The sequence below is a fragment of the Amphritea sp. HPY genome (assembly GCF_050870985.1).
In the GTDB taxonomy this organism is placed as follows: Bacteria; Pseudomonadota; Gammaproteobacteria; order Pseudomonadales; family Balneatricaceae; genus Amphritea.
On the sequence record NZ_CP194015.1, the window covers coordinates 4,860,589 to 4,879,051 of the forward strand.

Annotated in this window: 5 protein-coding genes; 4 read left to right on the top strand and 1 reads right to left on the bottom strand. The window is 53.4% G+C overall.

Going from position 1 to position 18,463, the window contains the following annotated elements:
* Positions 1-2: 2 nt before the first annotated feature.
* A complete protein-coding gene (locus tag ACQUQM_RS21625; protein WP_432471940.1) occupies positions 3-1,730 on the bottom strand; it encodes a peptidase domain-containing ABC transporter in 1,728 nt (575 codons plus the stop codon).
* A gap of 181 nt (positions 1,731-1,911) precedes the next feature.
* Here ACQUQM_RS21625 and ACQUQM_RS21630 point away from each other — a divergent pair, with 181 nt between their 5' ends.
* From ACQUQM_RS21630 to oadA, 4 genes are all read left to right on the top strand, one after another.
* On the top strand, positions 1,912-14,487 hold the full coding sequence (locus ACQUQM_RS21630) for a VCBS domain-containing protein (RefSeq protein WP_432471941.1): 12,576 nt from the start codon (positions 1,912-1,914) through the stop codon (positions 14,485-14,487).
* 166 nt (positions 14,488-14,653) lie between these two features.
* Positions 14,654-16,111 carry a tRNA uracil 4-sulfurtransferase ThiI gene (gene thiI, locus ACQUQM_RS21635; RefSeq protein ID WP_432471942.1) on the top strand — a complete coding sequence of 486 codons (1,458 nt, stop codon included), beginning with the start codon at positions 14,654-14,656 and terminating at the stop codon, positions 16,109-16,111.
* Positions 16,112-16,382: 271 nt separating this feature from the next.
* A complete protein-coding gene (locus ACQUQM_RS21640; RefSeq protein WP_432471943.1) occupies positions 16,383-16,619 on the top strand; it encodes an OadG family protein in 237 nt (78 codons plus the stop codon).
* 60 nt (positions 16,620-16,679) lie between these two features.
* A complete protein-coding gene (oadA, locus tag ACQUQM_RS21645) occupies positions 16,680-18,458 on the top strand; it encodes a sodium-extruding oxaloacetate decarboxylase subunit alpha (RefSeq protein ID WP_432471944.1) in 1,779 nt (592 codons plus the stop codon).
* Positions 18,459-18,463 lie beyond the last annotated feature (5 nt).

Here is an 18,463-nt window from a genome sequence, read left to right on the forward strand (position 1 = left end):
CGCTACACCTCCTCTTTCTGTGGCTGCTGTTGAGATTTTGCTTTAGCTTTAGCTGCAATATAGGGATCGATATACTCTTTCAACCGACCTTCCGTCAGTTGATACTGACGATCACAAATGCGCAGGAATGACGGGCGGTGAGTAACGATGATCATGGTTCTGTCTCCCCTCATCTGCTTGATGACATTGAGCAGTCTGCCGTCATTTTTAATATCAAAGTTCGCATTGGCATCATCGAAGAGAATTATTTTGGGGTGCCCGACTAATGAGCGAACCATTATTATTTTTTGTCTTACGCCTTCCGACAGAGTGTCTACGGCCGAGCCGCCAACCTGGGTATCAAGACCGTCGGGCAGGCGGGCAACGATTTCTTCAAGGCCTAAGACCTTCGATAGTTCCAGTGCCTGCTGGAGCGCGCTTCCTTCGCGGTATAGCGTCATGTTTTCAAGAATGGTTCCTTCAAATAAGATGCCTTTCTGCGGCATGATGCCGACCTGAGCGCGCAGGTATTCCAGATCATATTCATGGATGTTGTGTTCATCCAGATAGATCTCGCCCTTATCAGGGTGAATAAATCCTGAAAGAAGGCCGATCAGGGTTGATTTGCCGATGCCGTTATTGCCGGTAATACCGATTGTTTCACCAGACCGGACAGTTAAAGACAGATCTTCGATCAGATTTTCAGCTTGGCTTGGGTATTTAAAGCTTACGTTGCGAATATCAATATTGCCGGCCATTTTTTGTTCTTGTTTGATGCCACCACCGGACTCTTTTTCCAGAGCATAGAGCTCTTCAATTTTCACCAGCGCCAGACGCAGGGTTTGGAACTGCGACCAGAAGCCCATCGCCTTCAGGCCAGGCTGGAGTACGCGGCTGGAAAGCATTGTACCTGCGGCTAAAGCACCGACTGTGAGGTTGCCTTCGATAACGGCCATGCTGCCAATACCAACAAAAGCGACGACCGCCAGTTGTGAAAACGTGGCGCCGATACCCTGTACGATGCTGTTGATCCGGCTCAGGTCGTAAACGCTTTCCGCCGATTGCTGCTGCAGTTTTTCATAGCGGCGCAGCATCAGTGCTTCCATCGCCATAGATTTGATGGTGTGGATCCCTTTGAGGGTTTCAATAATAAAGTTTTGCCGTCGGTCCTCCATGATCGAGCGGGTTTCCAGGGCAGTGCGCAGTTTTTTGCCGGTAATTGCAGCTACAGCAAAGAAAATGAGTAGCAAACTGATGGGAATGAGAATAAGTGGTCCCGCGATGGCCCAGATCAATACCAGGAATATCAATACGAAGGGCAGATCCATGATTAGTAAAACAGACTGCCCGGAATAAAACTCCTGAATTTGCTCTAAAGCATGAATCTTGTCGAGGTAAAAGCCGGCAGGTTTAGATTCGAAAGCCTGGTTGTCGGCGTCCAGAATGTGGTTCATCGCCTTGAGGCTTTCCCGGTGATCAAATTTTGCACCGTTCCAGCTGAGTATTATCGAACGGAAAATTCGTAGTGCAGTGTCTAAGACCACCACGCCTAGCATGCCCAATATGAGGAATATAAAGGTCCCTGTGGCTTGATTGGGAATTATTCGGTCATAGACTTGCAGTATGACAGTAGGTAAGGCCAGCGCCAGGATATTAATGGCAAGCGATGACATCAGAACGCTGGGTTTACTCCAGGTTCTAGGGGTTTTTAACCGTTTGACGGTAAATAAACTGGACCTTTTACTACTCATGAAAGCTCTTGCTGATAGGTCAGGTTCTGCAACCTGTTGAATTATTGAATCTTCCGGAAGTTATATTGCATTTCTTCGGTAGCTATCTCAAGAGCTTAAAGGTTTTATGTACCCCAAATTGGTGCCCCATTCCCGTTGTTGGGAGTGATGGCCGGATTATTTCGATGTAGAGGCATTTTGTATGGCTGATAACAAGTATCCAACTTCTGATTCCACCCGGAATGCGGCAACAGAAGACCTGTTTAATCAGGAGGCCACTGCGCGTATTAATCCAAACAGAAAAATGTCAGATGACCTGCATGGCCATGATGAACTTAGGTCAGAAGAGTTGTTTATGCAAAATCTTCAGGGGCGGATTGATCATGATACTGCTGATGATTTGCTGCCAACTATTCGATCTGAAGGATTTAGTTTTGAGCCTGCACCAGAGTTGCTTGATTCATTAACGGAATCAGGCGCTATTCCTGCGGGTACCGTTTTGGCAGCCATGAGTGTTCCGGTAGAAGGAGGAGACTTTTCTTTTACCCTGAATGATGATCGCTTTGTTTTAATGGGTGAACGGCTTGCTCTGAAACAGGATCTGACTCCCCAGGTTGGCGAAGAGTTCTCTTTTGCGGTTCAGGTATCCAGTAATACCAGTAGCTTCGAAATCGATGTGCCGGTACGGATCGATTTTAATGATCTCGCAGAGTTTACTGAGGAATATATTAACCAGGCACCGCAAGCGATCGAGCTGTCCGCTGGCAGCCTGGATGAAAATTCAGAGGCGGGTACATTTGTAGCGAACCTCATAGCAGTGGATGTGGATAATGATACGGAGGCAGCTTTTGAACTGACCGGAGTAGGGGCCGATCTGTTTGAAGTTGTCGGTACTCAGTTGCTGGTAAAAGAAGGTGCTGTTTTAGATTTTGAAAGCCAGTCGCAGTTGTCTGTAGAGATAACGGCAACTGATTCCTCCGGAAATAGTTTTACACAGACAGTTACGATCGACCTGAATGATATTAACGAAGCTCCTTTGCTTGATTCTGCAGCTTTTGCGCTTAATGAGGGGGGCGGGAGATTTAGCGCTGCACTACAAGCGGAAGATCAGGATATAAATGACCAGCTGACTTTCGTTATCGAAGATGGTTTTGAAATGCCAGCCGGTTTTGAGTTATCCACAAACGGTGATTACAGCTTTGATCCCGCCGATGCCGGCTATGATCATTTGGCGCAAGGCGATAGCCAGATTATTACAGTCCCGGTAAAAGTGATCGATAGTGGAGGCTTGGAAAGTACAGCTCAGATCAAAATTACAATTACTGGTACTAATGACGGCCCGGTCGCTGGAGCTGACTTTGTTTTCACTGGAGATGAAGGCGACAGCGCCATTTCCGGATTATTGGGCGGTTCCGACGTCGATGCGGGTACCGATCTTAGCTACAACGCCGATGTCACGTTACCAGCCGGTTTCACCCTGGATACCGATACCGGCGCGTACAGCTTTGACCCAACCGACGCTGCCTACAACAGCATGGCGGTGGGCGACAGTCAGACTCTGAGTATTCCGGTGACTGTATCGGATGGCGACGGCGGCGAAGCCCAGCAGATGATCACCATCACGATCGATGGCACCAACGATGCGCCGGTGGCCGGTGCCAATGTTGTGGCTGACGTTAACGAAGGCGACAGCGCCATTTCCGGTTCGTTAGGCGGTTCCGATGTCGATGCCGGTACCGATCTTAGCTACAACGCGAACGTAGATCTCCCAGCCGGTTTCACTCTGGATACCGATACCGGCGCGTACAGTTTTGATCCAACCGACGATGCCTATAACAGCATGGCGGTGGGTGATAGCCAGACCCTGAGTATCCCGGTGACGGTGACCGATGGCGACGGCGGTGCTGCACAGCAGATGATCACCATCACCATCGATGGTACTAATGATGCGCCGGTGGCCGGTGCGAACGTCAATGCGTCTGTTGAAGGAGGTGACAGCGCGATCTCCGGTTTATTAGGCGGTTCCGATGTCGATGCCGGCACCGATCTTAGCTACAACGCCGATGTCACGTTACCAGCCGGTTTCACCCTGGACAGCGATACCGGCGCGTACAGCTTTGACCCAACCGACGATGCCTACAACAGCATGGCGGTGGGCGACAGTCAGACTCTGAGTATTCCGGTGACCGTATCGGATGGCGACGGCGGCGAAGCCCAGCAGATGATCACCATCACGATCGATGGCACCAACGATGCGCCGGTGGCCGGTGCAAATGTGGTGGCTGACGTTAACGAAGGCGACTCTGCAATCTCCGGCTCCTTAGGCGGTTCAGACGTCGATGCGGGTACCGATCTAAGCTACAACGCCGATGTCACGTTACCTGCCGGTTTCACCTTAGATACCGATACCGGCGCGTACAGTTTTGATCCGACCGACGCTGCCTATAACAGCATGGCGGTGGGCGACAGCCAGACCCTGAGTATTCCGGTCACCGTATCGGATGGCGACGGCGGTGCTGCCCAGCAGATGATCACCATCACGATCGATGGCACCAACGATGCGCCGGTGGCCGGTGCCAACGTGGTGGCTGACGTTAACGAAGGCGACTCTGCAATCTCCGGCTCCTTAGGCGGTTCCGATGTCGATGCGGGTACCGATCTAAGCTACAACGCCGATGTCACGTTACCTGCCGGTTTCACCTTAGATACCGATACCGGTGCATACAGTTTCGATCCGAGCGACGCTGCTTACAACAGCATGGCGGTGGGTGATAGTCAGACCCTGAGCATTCCGGTCACTGTATCGGATGGCGACGGCGGCGAAGCCCAGCAGATGATCACCATCACCATCGACGGCACCAACGATGCGCCGGTGGCCGGTGCGAACGTGGTCGCCGATGTGCAAGAAGGCGACAGCGCGATCTCCGGCTCATTAGGCGGTTCCGACGTTGATGCCGGTACCGATCTTAGCTATAACGCCGATGTCACGTTACCAGCCGGTTTTACCCTGGACAGCGATACCGGCGCGTACAGTTTTGATCCAACCGACGCTGCCTATAACAGCATGGCGGTGGGCGATAGTCAGACCCTGAGCATCCCGGTCACCGTATCGGATGGCGACGGCGGCGAAGTATCGCAGATGATCACCATCACGATTGATGGCACCAACGATGCCCCGGTGGCCGGTGCGAATGTTGTGGCTGAAGTAAGTGAAGGCGATGCAGCGATCTCCGGTTCATTAGGCGGTTCCGACGTCGATGCCGGCACCGATCTTAGCTACAACGCGGATGTGGCGTTACCGGCGGGCTTTACTTTAGATACCGATACCGGCGCGTACAGTTTTGATCCGACCGACGCTGCCTATAACGGCATGGCGGTGGGTGACAGTCAGACCCTGAGTATTCCGGTCACCGTATCGGATGGTGACGGTGGCGAAGCCCTGCAGATGATCACCATCACCGTGAGTGGCACCAACGATGCCCCGGTGGCCGGTGCCAACGTGGTGGCTGACGTTAACGAAGGCGACAGCGCGATCTCCGGTTCATTAGGTGGTTCCGATGTCGATGCCGGCACCGATCTTAGCTACAACGCGAACGTAGATCTCCCAGCGGGCTTCACCCTGGATACCGATACCGGCGCGTACAGTTTTGATCCAACCGACGCTGCCTATAACAGCATGGCGGTGGGCGACAGTCAGACCCTGAGCATTCCGGTGACTGTGAGTGACGGTGACGGCGGTGCTGCACAGCAGATGATCACCATCACGATCGATGGCACGAACGATGCGCCGGTGGCCGGTGGCAACGTGGTGGCTGACGTTAACGAAGGTGATGCAGCGATCTCCGGTTCATTAGGCGGCAGTGACGTTGATGCGGGCACCGATCTTAGTTACAACGCAACAGTCGACCTGCCAGCGGGTTTCACCCTGGATGCCGATACCGGCGCGTACAGTTTTGATCCAACCGACGATGCCTATAACGGCATGGCGGTGGGCGACAGCCAGACTCTGAGTATTCCCGTGACCGTCAGTGACGGGGACGGTGGCGAAGTATCGCAGATGATCACCATTACTATCGATGGCACCAACGATGCGCCGGTGGCCGGTGCGAACGTGGTGGCTGAAGTTAACGAAGGCGACTCTGCAATCTCCGGTTCATTAGGCGGCTCCGACGTCGATGCCGGTACCGATCTTAGCTACAACGCCGATGTTGATCTGCCAGCCGGTTTCACCCTGGATACCGATACCGGCGCGTACAGTTTTGATCCGACCGACGCTGCCTATAACAGCATGGCGGTGGGCGACAGCCAGACTCTGAGTATTCCGGTCACCGTATCGGATGGCGACGGCGGTGCTGCCCAGCAGATGATCACCATCACGATCGATGGCACCAACGATGCGCCGGTGGCCGGTGCCAATGTGGTGGCTGAAGTAAGTGAAGGCGATGCAGCGATCTCCGGTTCATTAGGCGGTTCCGATGTCGATGCCGGCACCGATCTTAGCTACAACGCCGATGTCATGTTACCAGCCGGATTCACTTTAGACAGTGATACCGGTGCATACAGTTTTGATCCGACCGACGCTGCTTACAACAGCATGGCGGTGGGTGATAGTCAGACCCTGAGCATTCCGGTGACTGTCAGTGACGGCGACGGTGGCGAAGCACAGCAGATGATCACCATTACTATCGATGGCACCAACGATGTACCGGTGGCCGGTGCCAACGTGGTGGCTGACGTTAACGAAGGCGACTCTGCAATCTCCGGCTCCTTAGGCGGTTCCGACGTCGATGCCGGTACCGATCTTTCATACAGCGCAGACGTAGCTTTACCAGCAGGCTTCACCTTAGATGCCGATACCGGTGCCTACAGTTTTGATCCAACCGACGCTGCCTATAACAGCATGGCGGTGGGCGATAGTCAGACCCTGAGCATCCCGGTCACCGTATCGGATGGCGACGGCGGCGAAGTATCGCAGATGATCACCATCACGATTGATGGCACCAACGATGCCCCGGTGGCCGGTGCGAATGTTGTGGCTGAAGTAAGTGAAGGCGATGCAGCGATCTCCGGTTCATTAGGCGGTTCCGACGTCGATGCCGGCACCGATCTTAGCTACAACGCGGATGTGGCGTTACCGGCGGGCTTTACTTTAGATACCGATACCGGCGCGTACAGTTTTGATCCGACCGACGCTGCCTATAACGGCATGGCGGTGGGTGACAGTCAGACCCTGAGTATTCCGGTCACCGTATCGGATGGTGACGGTGGCGAAGCCCTGCAGATGATCACCATCACCGTGAGTGGCACCAACGATGCCCCGGTGGCCGGTGCCAACGTGGTGGCTGACGTTAACGAAGGCGACAGCGCGATCTCCGGTTCATTAGGTGGTTCCGATGTCGATGCCGGCACCGATCTTAGCTACAACGCGAACGTAGATCTCCCAGCGGGCTTCACCCTGGATACCGATACCGGCGCGTACAGTTTTGATCCAACCGACGCTGCCTATAACAGCATGGCGGTGGGCGACAGTCAGACCCTGAGCATTCCGGTGACTGTGAGTGACGGTGACGGCGGTGCTGCACAGCAGATGATCACCATCACGATCGATGGCACGAACGATGCGCCGGTGGCCGGTGGCAACGTGGTGGCTGACGTTAACGAAGGTGATGCAGCGATCTCCGGTTCATTAGGCGGCAGTGACGTTGATGCGGGCACCGATCTTAGTTACAACGCAACAGTCGACCTGCCAGCGGGTTTCACCCTGGATGCCGATACCGGCGCGTACAGTTTTGATCCAACCGACGATGCCTATAACGGCATGGCGGTGGGCGACAGCCAGACTCTGAGTATTCCCGTGACCGTCAGTGACGGGGACGGTGGCGAAGTATCGCAGATGATCACCATTACTATCGATGGCACCAACGATGCGCCGGTGGCCGGTGCGAACGTGGTGGCTGAAGTTAACGAAGGCGACTCTGCAATCTCCGGTTCATTAGACGGCTCCGACGTCGATGCCGGTACCGATCTTAGCTACAACGCCGATGTTGATCTGCCAGCGGGTTTCACCCTGGATACCGATACCGGTGCCTACAGTTTTGATCCGACCGACGCTGCCTATAACAGCATGGCGGTGGGCGACAGTCAGACCCTGAGCATTCCGGTGACTGTGACCGATGGTGACGGTGGCGAAGTATCGCAGATGATCACCATCACCATCGATGGCACCAACGATGCCCCGTTGGCCGGTGCCAACGTGGTGGCTGACGTTAACGAAGGCGACTCTGCAATCTCCGGCTCCTTAGGCGGTTCCGACGTCGATGCCGGTACCGATCTTTCATACAACGCGAATGTAGATCTCCCTGTCGGTTTCACCCTGGATGCCGATACCGGTGCCTACAGTTTTGATCCTACCGACGCCGCTTATAACAGCATGGCGGTGGGCGACAGCCAGACCCTGAGCATCCCCGTCACCGTATCGGATGGCGACGGAGGTGCTGCACAGCAGATGATCACCATCACGATCGATGGCACCAACGATGCGCCGGTGGCCGGTGCCAACGTGGTGGCTGACGTTAACGAAGGCGACTCTGCAATCTCCGGCTCCTTAGGCGGTTCCGACGTCGATGCCGGTACCGATCTTTCATACAACGCGAATGTAGATCTCCCAGCCGGTTTCACTCTGGACAGCGATACCGGTGCCTACAGTTTTGATCCTACCGACGCCGCTTATAACAGCATGGCGGTGGGCGACAGCCAGACCCTGAGCATCCCCGTCACCGTATCGGATGGCGACGGAGGTGCTGCACAGCAGATGATCACCATCACGATCGATGGCACCAACGATGCGCCGGTGGCCGGTGCCAACGTGGTGGCTGACGTTAACGAAGGCGACTCTGCAATCTCCGGCTCCTTAGGCGGTTCCGACGTCGATGCCGGTACCGATCTTTCATACAACGCGAATGTAGATCTCCCAGCCGGTTTCACTCTGGACAGCGATACCGGCGCGTACAGCTTTGATCCGACCGACGCTGCCTATAACGGCATGGCGGTGGGTGACAGTCAGACCCTGAGTATTCCGGTCACCGTATCCGATGGTGACGGTGGCGAAGCCCAGCAGATGATCACCATCACCGTGAGTGGCACCAACGATGCACCGGTAGCCGGTGCCAATGTGGTGGCTGACGTTGATGAAGGCGACAGCGCGATCTCCGGTTCTCTCGGTGGCAGCGATGTCGATGCCGGCACCGATCTCTCGTACAGCGCGAACGTAGATCTCCCAGCCGGATTCACACTCGATGCTGATACCGGCTCGTACAGCTTTGATCCGACCGATGATGCTTACAACAGCATGGCGGTGGGTGATAGTCAGACCCTGAGCATCCCGGTCACCGTATCCGATGGCGACGGCGGTGCTGCACAGCAGATGATCACCATCACGATCGATGGCACCAACGATGCACCGGTGGCCGGTGCCAACGTGGTGGCTGACGTTAACGAAGGCGATTCTGCGATCTCCGGCTCCTTAGGCGGTTCAGTTGTCGATGCCGGAACCGATCTTAGCTACAACGCGGATGTTACATTACCGGCGGGATTCACTTTAGACAGTGATACCGGCGCGTACAGTTTTGATCCAACCGACGCTGCCTATAACAGCATGGCGGTGGGTGATAGTCAGACCCTGAGCATTCCGGTGACTGTGAGTGACGGTGACGGCGGCGAAGCCCAGCAGATGATCACCATCACCATCGATGGCACCAACGATGCGCCGGTAGCCGGTGCCAATGTGGTGGCTGAAGTCAGCGAAGGCGACAGTGCCATTTCCGGTTCATTAGGCGGCAGTGACGTTGATGCGGGCACCGATCTTAGTTACAACGCAACAGTCGACCTGCCAGCGGGTTTCACCCTGGATGCCGATACCGGTGCCTACAGTTTTGATCCGACCGACGCCGCTTATAACAGCATGGCGGTGGGCGACAGCCAGACCCTGAGCATCCCGGTCACCGTATCGGATGGCGACGGCGGTGCTGCACAGCAGATGATCACCATCACGATCGATGGCACCAACGATGCGCCGGTGGCCGGTGCCAACGTGGTGGCTGACGTTAACGAAGGCGACTCTGCAATCTCCGGCTCCTTAGGCGTTTCAGACGTCGATGCGGGTACCGATCTAAGCTACAACGCCGATGTCACGTTACCTGCCGGTTTCACCCTGGATGCCGATACCGGCGCGTACAGTTTTGATCCGACCGACGCTGCCTATAACAGCATGGCGGTGGGCGATAGTCAGACCCTGAGCATCCCGGTCACCGTATCGGATGGCGACGGCGGCGAAGTATCGCAGATGATCACCATCACGATTGATGGCACCAACGATGCCCCGGTGGCCGGTGCGAATGTTGTGGCTGAAGTAAGTGAAGGCGATGCAGCGATCTCCGGTTCATTAGGCGGTTCCGACGTCGATGCCGGCACCGATCTTAGCTACAACGCGGATGTGGCGTTACCGGCGGGCTTTACTTTAGATACCGATACCGGCGCGTACAGTTTTGATCCGACCGACGCTGCCTATAACGGCATGGCGGTGGGTGACAGTCAGACCCTGAGTATTCCGGTTACCGTATCGGATGGTGACGGTGGCGAAGCCCTGCAGATGATCACCATCACCGTGAGTGGCACCAACGATGCCCCGGTGGCCGGTGCCAACGTGGTGGCTGACGTTAACGAAGGCGACAGCGCGATCTCCGGTTCATTAGGCGGTTCCGACGTCGATGCCGGCACCGATCTTTCGTACAACGCAGACGTCACGTTACCCGCGGGTTTCACCTTGGATACCGATACCGGTACCTACAGTTTTGATCCGACCGACGCTGCCTATAACAGCATGGCGGTGGGCGACAGTCAGACCCTGGACATTCCGGTCACTGTCAGTGACGGCGACGGCGGTGAAGCACAGCAGATGATCACCATCACCGTGAGTGGCACCAACGATGCGCCGGTGGCCGGTGCCAATGTTGTGGCTGACGTGCAAGAAGGTGACAGTTCCATTTCCGGTAGTCTGGGCGGTTCCGACGTCGATGCGGGTACCGATCTTAGCTATAACGCCGATGTCACGTTACCAGCCGGTTTTACCCTGGACAGCGATACCGGCGCGTACAGTTTTGATCCAACCGACGCTGCCTACAACAGCATGGCGGTGGGCGACAGCCAGACCCTGAGCATCCCGGTCACCGTATCGGATGGCGATGGCGGTGAAGCACAGCAGATGATCACCATCACCATCGATGGCACCAACGATGCCCCGGTGGCCGGTGCCAATGTGGTGGCTGACGTTAACGAAGGCGACAGCGCGATCTCCGGTTCATTAGGTGGTTCCGATGTCGATGCCGGCACCGATCTTAGCTACAACGCGAACGTAGATCTCCCAGCGGGCTTCACCCTGGATACCGATACCGGCGCGTACAGTTTTGATCCAACCGACGCTGCCTATAACAGCATGGCGGTGGGCGACAGCCAGACCCTGAGTATTCCGGTGACTGTGAGTGACGGTGACGGCGGCGAAGCCCAGCAGATGATCACCATCACCATCGATGGCACCAACGATACACCGGTGGCTGGTGCGGCGGTAAACCGTGAAGTGAGCGAAGGCGATGCGGTAATCTCTGGCAGCTTGGGAGGCTCCGATGTCGATGCCGGTACCGATCTCTCATACTCTGCAAATGTCGATCTGCCGGCGGGCTTCACTCTGGACGGTGATACCGGCGAGTACAGCTTCGATCCGACCGATACCGCATACGATAGCCTGTCTTCGGCTGAAAGTATTCAATTGCAAGTACCGGTTACTGTATCCGACGGTGACGGCGGCACAGCGCAGCAACTGGTCACCATCGATCTGCAGGGAACCAACGATGCACCGGTGGCAATAACGTCTGTTGGAAATACAGTGGATGAAAATGCCGGATCGGGAATAGTGGTTGCAGCGCTTAGTGCTACTGATGTCGATGCCGGCGAGACCTTCAGCTACAACCTGACCGACAGCTCCGGTAACTTTGAGATCGTCGGCAATCAGATCCAGGTGAAAGCCGGCGCCAATATCGACTTCGAATCCGCTGAGTTGCACAACGTCAGCGTTGAAGTGATCGACTCTGCCGGCAACACCTACTCTGAAAACTTCGCGCTGAGCGTAAATAACCTCAACGAAGGCCCGACCGATATCACCCTGAGTGGTGGTTCTGTGGATGAGAACGCAACCGGTGGCGCTGTGGTCGCTACGCTGGCCACAGCCGATCAGGATGTCGGTGAGGCCTTCACCTATAATCTGGCCGACAGCTCCGGTAACTTTGAGATCGTGGGTAATCAGATCCAGGTGAAAGCCGGCGCCAATATCGACTTCGAATCCGCTGAGTTGCACAACGTCAGCGTTGAAGTGACCGACTCTGCCGGCAACACCTACTCTGAAAACTTCGCGCTGAGCGTAAATAACCTCAACGAAGGCCCGACCGATATCACCCTGAGCGGTGGTTCTGTGGATGAGAACGCAACCGGTGGCACTGTGGTCGCTACGCTGACCACAGCCGATCAGGATGCCGGTGAGACCTTCACCTATAATCTGGCCGACAGCTCCGGTAACTTTGAGATCGTGGGTAATCAGATCCAGGTGAAAGCCGGCGCCAATATCGACTTCGAATCCGCTGAGTTGCACAACGTCAGCGTTGAAGTGACCGACTCTGCCGGCAACACCTACTTTGAAAACTTCGACCTGAGCATAAACAACCTCAACGAAGGCCCAACCGATATTACCCTGTCCGGCGGGTCTGTGGATGAGAACGCAACGGGCGGTACCGTTGTGGCGACTCTGGGGGCGGCCGATCAGGATGCTGGTGAGACCTTCACCTATAGCCTGCCCAGCGATGCCTCCGGTCACTTCGAGATCGTAGGCAATCAGATCCAGGTGAAAGCCGGTGCCAATATCGACTTCGAGTCAGCTGAATCCCATAACATCACCGTTCAGGTGTCAGATTCAGCTGGTAATACATATTCCGAACAACACACTATTCAGGTAATTGACCAGGACGACACAGCTTACGCGCCGGTCATTGAGGTATCTGTCGGTGAAGCGATCATACACCAGGGGTTTGAGGCCAGTGTTAGTGATCCTGTTCAGCTACTTATAGACAATAGCTCATTTGAAGATGCGAACTTAAAAAGTGGCAAGGGTACATATTCAGTTAGCGGCTGGTCGGATACTGGTACCGGCGGGAAAAGTGATGTACTTGATCCAAACGGCAAACATACTCAGGGCGGCAAGACCAGTGATGGTCAAAATCTGCTCTATCTTGGTGGTGATACTGGGGTAGAACAGGCTCTGAGTGACACCTTTTCTGCTAATAGCCAATATACGTTGAGTGCAGATCTGGGGGTGCTGAAAAACGACACTGGTAATGGTGATTTTGAAATTAGATTGTATGCTGGTGATCAATTGGTTGGTTCGGTTGATGATACAAATATAAATCTTTCGAGTAGTACGACAACTTCAGTTACTTTGAATGTTGATAGCAGTGATTTTCCCTCTGGCTTCAGTGGCTTTGGTGAACCGCTAAGAATTGAAGTGGTTAATATGCAGAGCACAAACAGTAGCTATTTCTCTTCATCTGCATTTACTGTGGATAATATTCAGTTGACGGAAACCACTGTTGTTGAAGCTGTTCCTGCCATAGTTGAATACCCACTGGATATCGCTGTCTCGCTGACTGACACCGATGGTTCTGAATCTGTTGGTGATATTACAATTTCCGGTCTGCCTGATGGTGCAGTTTTATCGGTTGGTGTACATAACGAAGATGGCAGCTGGACCGTGAGTCAGGCCGATCTTGAAGGCTTGAGGGTGACCGTGCCTGAAGGTTCCGGTGAACTGAACTTTACGGTGAGCGCGACATCGACGGAAGAGAATGGTGGTGATACTGCAACCACCACGGTTGATGTGAATGCCAGTGGTGGCAGCTCAGGTGGAGAAGGATATAGTTCTGGAGGGGGGCAAAATAGTGACGAATTCTCTGAACCAACCATTGATGATATTGATACCGACGGCCTGAATCTGATCGAGGGCACCCCCGGCAATGGAACTTTTCATGCCGGCTCTGATAACGACCATTTTATCGGAGATGAAAGTGATGAAAAGGTCCAGGGCGATGGTGGTAACGACGTTATCGAAGGTGGGCTGGGGGATGACACCCTGCGCGGCAACGATGGGAATGACGCAGTATTTGGCGGCGTCGGCGATGACTATATCCGGGGTAACGATGGTAACGATATTGTATCCGGCGGTGAGGGCGATGACTATGTCGGCGGCGGAGTTGGAGATGACAAAGTCTTCGGCGGTGCGGGTGATGATGAGCTGGATGGTAGCTCGGGGGCTGACCTTCTTTCCGGAGGTGCAGGTAATGACACTCTGGATGGCGGCAGCGATGATGACAGGTTGTCTGGTGGTCAGGGCAATGATACGGCTATCGGCGGCAGCGGTAACGATACTTATGTATTTAACCCATTCGATGGTAACGACAGCTTCTCTGGTGGTACTGGTGGTGGCTGGACCGATACTATCGAGCTAAGTGCTGATGGTTCCAGTGACCCGGATAATCCATGGACGATTACCGTCGATGGTCAGGAACTGGAATATGACATTGCGGCTCAGGCGTTGGAGCTGAATCCGGATACCTCCGGTGTCGTGACCATGGCGGATGGTAGCGAACTGACCTTTGAGGGTATCGAAAAGATCGAGTGGTAAGCCAGTATTTAAAGAGAAAGTTGAAATAAAGGGGGTAATGAAGAAAAAAGAGGCTGCGGCCTCTTTTTTGTTTTTATAGGCATGAAAGTGTCGTAAGCATGAATTTTGCCCCACTGCAGCGGCGATGTATAATGGCCGCCTTTTTAACCTGGCATAGATAACCATCATGAAGTTCATCGTTAAGCTGTTTCCGGAAATTACCATCAAGAGCAAGCCGGTACGTAAACGGTTTATCCAGCGTTTGCAGTCTAATTTGCAGGTAACGCTGAAGCGAGTGGATAACGATATTAAGGTTCGTGGCCTGTGGGATAAAGTCGAAGTAGAAGTACCTTCGGAAGATGCCCAGCTGCGCGAACAGGTTATCGAAGTGATGAGTCGCACACCGGGGATTCTGCATTTTCTCGAAGTGGTGCAGCATCCGCTGGGTGATTTCGATAATGTGTTTCAGATCACTAAGGCCGCTTATGCCGATAAGGTGAAGGGCAAAACCTTTGTCGTGCGGATCAAGCGTGGCGGTAAACATGACTTTAAGTCTGGTGATCTGGAGCGTTATGTTGGTGGTGGTCTGCTGCAGCACTGTGATACTGCAGGCGTCGATCTGCACAATCCTGAGGTTAAAGTGAAACTTGAGATCCGTAATGAGGATCTGTTTGTTATATCGCATCAGCATCCGGGCCTGGGGGGCTATCCACTGGGCAGCCAGGAAGCGGTGTTGTCACTGGTGTCCGGAGGCTTTGATTCGGTGGCTGCAAGCTATATGACCATGCGCCGTGGCTGTAAAACGCACTTCCTGTTCTTTAATCTCGGTGGCCGTGCCCATGAGATCGGCGTAAAACAGATCTCATTGCACTTGTGGCAGCGCTACGGTACGGCTGCAAGGGTTAAGTTTATCAGCGTTCCGTTCGATGAGGTTGTTGGAGAAATACTACAAAACGTCCATCACACCCAGATGGGGGTGATATTGAAGCGGATGATGATGCGGGCGGCAGAAAAGGTTGCCGATCGGATGAAACTGCCGGCGATTGTCACCGGTGAATGTATTGCTCAGGTGTCCAGTCAGACCTTGCCGAATCTGCAAATCATTGATTCTGTGACAGATAAACTGGTAATACGTCCTCTGATCACTATGGATAAGCAAGATATTATCGACCTGACTAAGCAGTTGGGTGCTTATGATATGGCGAAGAATATTCCGGAATATTGTGGTGTTATTTCAGACCGGCCGACCACTAATGCCAAGCTAAGCCGGATCGAAGAAGAAGAGGCTAACTTTGACTACAGTGTGCTGGAACAGGCGCTGGAGAACGCTCAGGTAATTGCAATCGATAAAATGGTTGAAGATGTCAACATACATGCAGACATCGCCGCGATGACCAAAGTCGGAGACAATCAGGTGATCATTGATATCCGTGCTGAGCATGAGCAGGAACGTAAGCCGCTGAATATGCCGAAGGCCGAAGTGTTGACAATTCCGTTCTTTAAGCTGGAATCAGGTTTTGCTGAGCTGGATCAGGAAAAGGAATATTTACTGTATTGTGAAAAGGGCATGATGAGTCAGATGCATGCTCAACACCTACAGGAGAAAGGGCATCTGAATGTTGGTGTTTTTCGCCCAGAAGCCTGAATAGATTAGATAAAATCAGCAAAAGTTAGGATCTTAACTTTATGGATTTTCAAAGATTTTTGTAGTTTTTTTACAGAAGTTTGCAGTACTTTATGTCATGTATTTATGACCTAATCGGTTGCCAGTTAACGCGTTTTCGGGTTTAATTGTTGACCATTTATTAACTGTTCATCTGTTCTGCCACAGCCGGTTAGTCCCTCCGGGGGTGATACTGCGGTCACAAGCCAACGGCAGACTTATGGGTTTCGATACACAGAGGAGCTCCCGTTAGATGGATAATCTAATGTCAGAAGGCCTTAATTTAATGGTCTTTGGAATGGGATTCGTTTTCGTATTCCTGACACTGCTGGTTTTTGCAACCGGTTTCATGTCCAAGCTTGTTAACAAGCTGGTACCTGAGCCGGAACCTAAGCCTAAAAAGCCAGCGGCACCTGCTGCGGCAGCCGGTAATAATGATGAATTGATCGCTGTAATGACAGCGGCGGTTCACCAGTACCGCTCCCGTTAAGTAACGGCAAAGACAAAGAATTTAACCTTAAGAGTAATAATCGACAAAAGGCCTATACCCATGTCCGATAAAAAACCTCTTGGCATTACCGACGTAGTACTGCGTGACGCACACCAGTCATTGTTTGCTACTCGTATGCGCCTGGATGACATGCTGCCAATCGCTGAGAAGCTGGATAAAGTTGGCTTCTGGTCCCTCGAAAGCTGGGGCGGCGCAACCTTTGATTCCTGTATCCGTTTTATCGGTGAGGATCCTTGGGAGCGCATTCGCGAATTGAAGAAAGTAATGCCGAACACTAAGCAACAGATGTTGCTGCGTGGTCAGAACTTGCTGGGCTATCGTCATTATGCTGACGACGTAGTAAACAAGTTCGTTGAACGTGCTGCTCACAACGGTGTGGACGTATTCCGTATCTTCGATGCGATGAACGATCCGCGTAACCTTGAAACTGCAGTTAAGGCAGTTAAGGCAACCGGTAAGCACGCTCAGGGCACCATCTCTTATACCAAGAGTGCAGTACATACCAATGACACCTGGGTAGAGTACGCTAAGACTCTGGAAGATATGGGTGCAGATTCCATCGTAATCAAGGATATGTCCGGTATCCTGACACCTTACGATGGCTTCGATCTGGTTTCCCGTCTGAAGGCGCAAACTGATCTGGAAGTTCAGTTGCATGCACATGCAACTTCCGGTCTGTCTGACATGACTATCCTGAAAGCGGTAGAAGCCGGTATCGACCGTGTCGATACAGCAATTTCCTCTATGTCCATGACTTACGGTCATACAGCGACTGAATCTGTTGTAGCTGCACTGGCAGGTACCGACCGTGATACCGGTCTGGATCTGCTACAGCTGGAAGAGATCGCAGCTTACTTCCGTGAAGTACGTAAGAAGTATGCTAAGTTCGAAGGTTCTCTGCGTGGTACTGACTCCCGTATCCTGGTTGCTCAGGTGCCTGGTGGCATGCTGACCAATATGGAAAACCAGCTGCGTGAGCAGAATGCTTCCGATAAGTTCGATGACGTACTGGCTGAGATCCCACGGGTTCGTGAAGACCTTGGTATGATCCCGCTGGTAACGCCTACTTCTCAGATTGTTGGTACCCAGGCGGTAATCAACGTTCTGATGGGGGAGCGCTACAAAACTATTTCTAAAGAAGTTCAGGGTATTCTGAAAGGCGAATACGGTGCTGCTCCAGCGCCTTATAACGCTGAGCTGCAAGCGCGAGTGCTGGATGGAGGTGAAGCAATTACCTGTCGTCCTGCCGATCAGCTTGAGCCTGAAATGGATAAGCTGGTTGTTGAACTTAAAGAGCTGGCTGCTGAGAAGGGCGCAAGCCTGGCAGCGGGTGAGAACGAAATTGATGACGTTCTGACTTACGCTCTGTTCCCACAAGTTGGTCTTAAATTCCTTGAAAATCGCGGCAACCCAGACGCATTTGAACCCGCACCTACATTAGAGGACGCCCTAGCAATGGCTGCACCTAAGAATACTGGTCCACAGACTTATACTATCAACGTTAATGGGCAGAACTACGTTGTTCAGGTTTCTGAAGGTGGTGATATCACCGCTGCTGCGCCTGCTGCTGCACCTGCTGCTGCCGCTGCACCTGCTGCCGGTCCTGCAGAATCCGTACCGGCTCCACTGGCGGGTAACATCTGGAAGGTTGAAGTGGCTGCAGGTCAGGCTGTTCAGGAAGGTGATGTACTGGTAATCCTGGAAGCGATGAAGATGGAAACTGAAGTGCGTGCCGCTCGTGCGGGTACTGTAGTGACTGTTGACGTTAAAGAAGGCGATGCTGTACAGGTTGGCGACAGCCTGCTGACTCTGGCATAAGGGCG

Bases quoted from the DNA above. Each gene is read 5' to 3' on its own strand.
- ACQUQM_RS21625 (WP_432471940.1), bottom strand. From the start codon at position 1,730: ATGAGTAGTAAAAGGTCCAGTTTATTTACCGTCAAACGGTTAAAAACC.
- ACQUQM_RS21630 (WP_432471941.1), top strand. From the start codon at position 1,912: ATGGCTGATAACAAGTATCCAACTTCTGATTCCACCCGGAATGCGGCA.
- thiI (WP_432471942.1), top strand. From the start codon at position 14,654: ATGAAGTTCATCGTTAAGCTGTTTCCGGAAATTACCATCAAGAGCAAG.
- ACQUQM_RS21640 (WP_432471943.1), top strand. From the start codon at position 16,383: ATGGATAATCTAATGTCAGAAGGCCTTAATTTAATGGTCTTTGGAATG.
- oadA (WP_432471944.1), top strand. From the start codon at position 16,680: ATGTCCGATAAAAAACCTCTTGGCATTACCGACGTAGTACTGCGTGAC.